Origin of the sequence: Caldimonas sp. (assembly GCF_046289365.1) — a bacterium.
GTDB lineage: Bacteria > Pseudomonadota > Gammaproteobacteria > Burkholderiales > Burkholderiaceae_C > Caldimonas.
This window is the reverse complement of sequence record NZ_JBKBVU010000221.1, coordinates 1-4,827: the sequence shown is the minus strand read 5'-3', so window position 1 is coordinate 4,827 and position 4,827 is coordinate 1. Positions and strand designations below refer to the sequence as shown.

3 protein-coding genes are annotated in these 4,827 nt (G+C 70.3%); all 3 read left to right on the top strand.

What is annotated here, in order from left to right; translation table 11 throughout:
- A partial coding sequence (gspD, locus tag ACK42S_RS15730; RefSeq protein ID WP_409709661.1) for a type II secretion system secretin GspD occupies nt 1–1,919 on the top strand: 1,919 nt, incomplete at its 5' end.
- Between the two features lie 15 nt (nt 1,920–1,934).
- Entirely contained in the window at nt 1,935–3,440 is a 1,506-nt protein-coding gene (gene gspE, locus ACK42S_RS15725; RefSeq protein ID WP_409709657.1) for a type II secretion system ATPase GspE, read from the top strand.
- A 4-nt stretch (nt 3,441–3,444) separates the two neighbouring features.
- Nucleotides 3,445–4,659 (top strand): type II secretion system inner membrane protein GspF, encoded by a 1,215-nt coding sequence (gene gspF, locus ACK42S_RS15720; RefSeq protein WP_409709654.1) that lies wholly within the window; start codon nt 3,445–3,447, stop codon nt 4,657–4,659.
- The last annotated feature ends 168 nt before the right edge of the window (nt 4,660–4,827 follow it).

The window sequence follows — 4,827 nt, the reverse complement described above, 5'->3', positions numbered from 1 at the left end:
CCGTGGTGGAGGTCGAGGGCCTGTACAAGATCGTGCCCGAGGCCGATGCCAAGCTGCAGACCGGCGTGGTGTCCGCGGGGCCCGGCGTGGCTGCCCGTGGCGACACCATCCTCACCCAGATCTTCCGCATCCAGCACGAGAACGCGAACAACCTCGTCACCATCCTGCGTCCGCTGATCAGCCCGAACAACACGATCAATGTGAACCCGGGCAACAACTCGCTGGTCATCACCGACTATGCCGACAACCTGCGGCGCCTGTCGCGCATCATCGCCGCGCTGGACCTGCCCAATGCCACCGACGTGGAGGTCATCCCGCTGCAGCACGCGGTGGCCGCCGACGTGGCCGTGCTGGTGCAGCGGTTGGTGGACCAGCAAAGTGCTGCTGCAGCCGCCGGCGTCTCCCCCGCGCCTGCGGCTGCGCAGGGCACCGCACAAGCCGTGGCCGGCGGCAGCACCTCGGCCGGCGTGGTGCTGGCCGACTCGCGCACCAACGCCCTGCTGGTGCGCGCGGCCAACCCGGCCCGCCTGGCGCTGATCCGCTCGATCGTCGCCAAGCTCGACGTGCCCGGCGCCGCCGGCGCGGGCGGCAGCAACATCCATGTGGTCTATCTGAAGAACGCCGACGCGGTGCGTCTGGCCCAGGTGCTGCGTGCCGCCTTCCCGACCGATGGCCGCGGGGGCGCCGCCTCGGGCGGCGGCACCCTCACCGGCGCGCCGGCCACGGCCACCGGCGCCACACTGGGAGGCACGAGCGGGGGCAGCAGCGTCATCTCCCCCCAGGCCACCGCCCCGGTGGCGGCCGCGGCGCAGCCTTCCACCGGCGGCTTCATCCAGGCCGACCCGGCGACCAACTCGCTGATCATCACCGCCCCCGACCCGCTGTACCGCCAGTTGCGCGCGGTGATCGACCAGCTCGACTCCCGGCGTGCCCAGGTCTACGTCGAGACGATGATCGTCGAGGTCAACGCCACCAAGGCGGCCGACGTGGGCTTCCAGTGGCAGGGACTGCTGGGCAAGGAAGGCGACAAATGGGGCCTGGTCGGCGGCACCAACTTCGGCACCGGGGGCAACAACATCATCCAGCTCTCGCTGGCCGCCGCCACCGGCGGGCAAAGCGGTTCGCTGCCCTCGGCCGGCCTGAACGTGGGCATCGTGCGCAACTTCCTGGGCACCTATACGCTGGCCGGCCTGGCCCGCTTCCTGGAGCAAAACGTGGACGGCAACATCCTGTCCACGCCCAACCTCGTGACCCTGGACAACGAGGAAGCCAAGATCACCATCGGCCAGAACGTGCCCTTCGTCACCGGCCAGTTCACCAACACCGGCACCGGCAGCGGCGCGGTCAACCCCTTCCAGACGATCGAGCGCAAGGACGTGGGCATCACCTTGCGCGTCAAGCCCCAGATCGGCGAGAACGGCACGGTGCGCCTGTCGATCTATCAGGAAGTCTCCAGCGTGGTGAACCAGAATGTCTCGCGCGGCGTGGCCGATGCCACCGCCGGGCTGGTCACCAACAAGCGCTCGATCGAATCGAGCGTGGTGGTCGATGACGGCCAGATCATCGTGCTGGGCGGGCTGATGCAGGACCAGTTCACCGACAACCGGGACAAAGTGCCGGTGCTGGGCGATGTGCCGGTGCTGGGCGGCCTGTTCCGAAGCGAGAACCGCTCGCGCGTGAAGACCAACCTGATGGTCTTCCTGCGCCCGGTGGTGATGCGTGACCAGGATGCCTCCAACCGCCTCTCGCTGGACCGCTACGACCAGATCCGCGCGCAGCAGCTCGCCACCCAGCCGTCGCCGCGCACGCTGCTGCCGGTCAACGAAGCGCCCGTGCTGCCCGCGCGCGAGCTGCCGCCACCGGCCGATGCGGCCACACCGCCCGCCCCCGCACCGGCCGGCCCCCAGCCGGTGAATTGAGAGGCACTGCCCGCCATGGCCGTCCGCCACCCCCTGCCCTACGCCTTTGCCAAGGCGCACCACCTGCTGCTGGAAGACGACGGCCAGCAGCTCACGCTATGGGCCGACGCCCAGGCCGCCGTGCCGGCCCTGTCCGAAGTGCTGCGCCATTTCCAGGTGGACCGCTTCGAGCACGAACCCCAGGCCAGCCTCGCCCAGCGCATTGCCACGGCCTATGCCGGCGGCGAGTCGAGTGCCGCGGCGGTCGTGGGCGAGGTCGAAAGTGCCGTGGACCTGTCGCGCATGATGCAGGACCTGCCCGCCGTGGAGGACCTGCTGGAGGCCGCCAACGATGCGCCCATCATCCGCATGCTCAACGCGCTGCTCACCCAGGCGGCCAAAGACGGCGCGAGCGACATCCACATCGAACCCTACGAGCGCAGCTCTTCGGTACGCTTCCGCGTGGACGGCACGCTGCGCGAGGTGGTGCAGCCCAACAAGGCCTTGCATGCGGCGCTGATCTCGCGCCTGAAGATCATGGCCGAGCTCGACATCGCCGAGAAGCGCCTGCCCCAGGACGGGCGCATCTCGCTGCGCATCGGCGGGCGCGGCGTGGACGTGCGCGTGTCCACGCTGCCCTCGGCCCATGGCGAGCGTGCGGTGCTGCGTCTGCTCGACAAGGGCGACACACGCTTCACGCTGGAAAGCCTGGGCATGGGCGGCGACACCCTGGCGCGCTTTGCACGACTGATCGACCAGCCCCACGGCATCGTGCTCGTCACCGGCCCCACCGGCTCGGGCAAGACGACCACGCTGTACGCTGCCCTGGGCCGCATCGACACCAGCACCACCAACGTGCTGACGGTGGAAGACCCGATCGAATACGAGCTGCCCGGCATCGGCCAGACCCAGGTCAACGCCAAGATCGACCTGACCTTCGCCAAGGCCCTGCGCGCCATCTTGCGCCAGGACCCCGACGTGATCATGATCGGCGAGATCCGAGATTTCGAGACCGCGCAGATCGCCATCCAGGCCTCACTGACTGGCCACCTGGTGCTGGCCACGCTGCACACCAACGACGCGCCCTCGGCCGTCACGCGCCTGATCGACATGGGCATCGAGCCCTTCCTACTCAGCTCCAGCCTGCTGGGCGTGCTGGCCCAGCGCCTGGTGCGCAAGCTGTGTCCGCACTGCAAGCGCCCCGAGGCGGGCGCCGGCCCCGTCGCCGGGCCGCCCCAAGACAGAGCCAGCCCCCTCGCGGGGGGGCGAAGCGACGAAGGCGCAAGCCTGGGGGCCGTCCGGTACCACCCCGTGGGCTGCAAGGAATGCGGCATGACGGGCTACAAAGGCCGCACCGGTGTGTACGAGCTGATGGTGGCCGACGACAAGGTCCGCGCCCTCATCCACAACCGCGCCGCCGAATCGCAGCTCTTCGTGGCCGCCGAACAAGGCGGGCTGCGCACGATGCGCGAAGACGGCGAGCGCCTCGTGCAAGCGGGCATCACCTCGCTGGAAGAGGTGCTGCGTGTGACACGGGATTGACCCCATGCCGGCCTACCGCTTCGAAGCCCTCGACGCTGCCGGGCGCACCAGCACCGGGCTGATCGAGGCCGACAACGCTAAGGCCGCCCGGGCCCAGTTGCGGGCGCAAAAGCTCGTGCCGCTGTCGGTGGCCACCGTCAGCGCCGCCGCCGGCGAGTCGGGCGCGGCACGCCGGCACGGCCGGGTCTTCAGCGCCACGGCCCTGGCCATCTGGACCCGCCAGTTGGCCGGCCTGGTCAGCTCGGGGCTGCCGCTGGAGCGCGCCCTGACCGCGCTGGCCGACGAGGCCGAGGACCCGCGCCAGCGCGAACTGGTGGCCCACCTGCGCAGCGAGGTCAATGCGGGCTCGTCGTTCGCCAAGGCCCTGGGCACGGCCCCGCGCGAGTTCGATGAGATCTACCGGGCGGTGGTGGCCGCCGGCGAGCAAAGCGGTGGACTGGGCCAGGTGCTCGAGAAGCTAGCCGAAGACCTGGAGGAGCGCCAGGCGCTGAAGGCCCGGCTGGTCGGCGCGGCGCTGTACCCGGCCATCGTCTCGCTGGTGGCGGTGATCATCGTGGTCTTCCTGGTCACCTACGTGGTGCCCCAGGTGGCCTCGGTGTTCACCGGCAGCAAGCGCGCCCTGCCTTGGCTCACGGTGGCCATGCTGGCCGTCAGCGACTTCGTGCGCCACTGGGGCTGGCTGGCGGCGCTGGGGCTGGCCGGCGGTGCCACGTTGCTCGCTTACGGCCTGCGCAACGAGACCTTCCGCGAAAGCTTCGATGCGGCCTGGCTGCGTCTGCCCCTGCTGGGCCGGCTCTCGCGCGGCTACAACGCCGCCCGCTTTGCAGGCACGCTGGCCATGCTGGCGGGGGCCGGTGTGCCCATCCTGAAGGCCCTGCAGGCCGCGGCCGAGACGCTGAGCAACCGTGCGATGCGCGCCGATGCACTGGACGCCCTGGTGCAGGTGCGCGAAGGGGCCCCGCTGGCGGCCGCACTGGCGGCCAAGAAGCGCTTTCCCGGCCTGCTGGCGATGTTCATCCGCCTGGGCGAGCAGACCGGCACCCTGCCCACGATGCTGGCCCGGGCGGCCACCCAACTGGGGCAGGAAGTGCAGCGCCGTGCGATGCAACTGGCCACCATCCTGGAGCCGCTGCTCATCGTGGGCATGGGTGTGATCGTCATGCTCATCGTGCTGGCGGTGCTGCTGCCCATCATTCAGCTCAACACCTGGGTGAAGTAAGGCCCACCCCCTACGCGCTGCGCGCGCCCCCTCAAGGGGGCCACACCAGCGGACCGGCCCAGCCGGATCCGCGTGTGCACTCGCACCTGCGATGAGCGCCGACGCGGCACTCTCCCCCGCAGTTCGCTCCCTGCGGCGCAGCTTTGCAAAGCCCTGGAGTGTGGTCGG

Excerpts from the sequence above, each read along its gene's own strand:
- gspE (WP_409709657.1), top strand. The coding sequence starts at position 1,935 with ATGGCCGTCCGCCACCCCCTGCCCTACGCCTTTGCCAAGGCGCACCAC.
- gspF (WP_409709654.1), top strand. The coding sequence starts at position 3,445 with ATGCCGGCCTACCGCTTCGAAGCCCTCGACGCTGCCGGGCGCACCAGC.